The 1028-nt window shown below is 67.0% G+C and carries 1 protein-coding gene; it reads right to left on the bottom strand.

Annotated features, from left to right (window positions below; translation table 11 throughout):
- Window positions 1–914, bottom strand: a 914-nt coding sequence (locus ACFC1R_RS38820) for a GDSL-type esterase/lipase family protein (protein WP_375946430.1), incomplete at its 3' end; no start/stop codon positions are given.
- Between the last annotated feature and the right edge of the window lie 114 nt (window positions 915–1028).

The raw sequence follows: 1028 nt of genomic DNA on the forward strand, positions 1-1028 counted from the left end.
TTGTCCGTCGTCATCCCGGTCGCGACCACACCGTCATCCACCCAGCCCCCGTGACCGTCGCCACCACGGTTCAGGTACACGTGCACCGAACCGTCGTCGTTCACCACGATGTAGTCCGCCCGGCCGTCACCGTCCCAATCAGCGAACCGAACCCGCCCCGACCCCGACTCCGTACCGGCGTGGTGCACGGGCATGGGGGTGGCGAAGCCGTCCGTGAAGGCGCTGTCCAGGGCCTGGTAGTAGACCTGAGCCATTTGCGCATAGCCCTGGTCGTTGGGGTGCAGGCCGTCCGCGAACTGGCTGGCCGACAGGCTCGGGCCGGTGACGAACCGGTACTTGTGGCCCGCGGTCTGCTCGGCCGGCTGGAGCTGGGCGAGTTGGGTGTTGTAGGCGGCGATCAGGTCGTTGTCCACATTCGGCGTGGTGGGCAGCAACCCTTGAACGATGACCGTCACGCCCGGGCGGTCGGCGAAGATCTGGTCGATCAGCGCGGTCATCCGGTCGCCGGCGTGCGCTTTGTCGGTGCCGCGGTCCAGATCGTTGATGCCGAGGTGCAGCAGCACCACGTCCGGCTGGTCCTTGGCGACGTAGCCGTCGATCTGACCGCGGATGTCGTCGATCATCGTGGCGCTGTGCCCCTCGTTGTCCGGGTCCTGCACCGCGCCGCCCTGTACCGTGCCGACGAAGTCCATTTGGTAACGTGACTGGCTCGCCACCTCGTTCCACAGCGGCAGTCGATAACCTGCGCCTGAACTGCTCTGGTATCCGACGGTGATGGAGTCGCCCAGGGGCATGACCTTGAGCAGCGGCGGGCTGATGACCGGACCGGTCGTGGCGCTCGCCACCGACGACAGCGCCACCGGGCCGAGGAGGCCGATGGATGCGGCCACGGTGGCCGCGAGTACTCGCTTCATGATGTTCCCGTCTCCGTGCGGTGGTGTGTCAGACGCCTGTGGCGATCTGGCCCCAGTTGGTCCAGCCCGGGCTGTGTGTGTCGTCGCCGCCGTTGTTGATGAACGCGTTGGTCG

It is taken from the genome of Kitasatospora sp. NPDC056138 (assembly GCF_042264695.1).
Taxonomy (GTDB): Bacteria; Actinomycetota; Actinomycetes; order Streptomycetales; family Streptomycetaceae; genus Kitasatospora.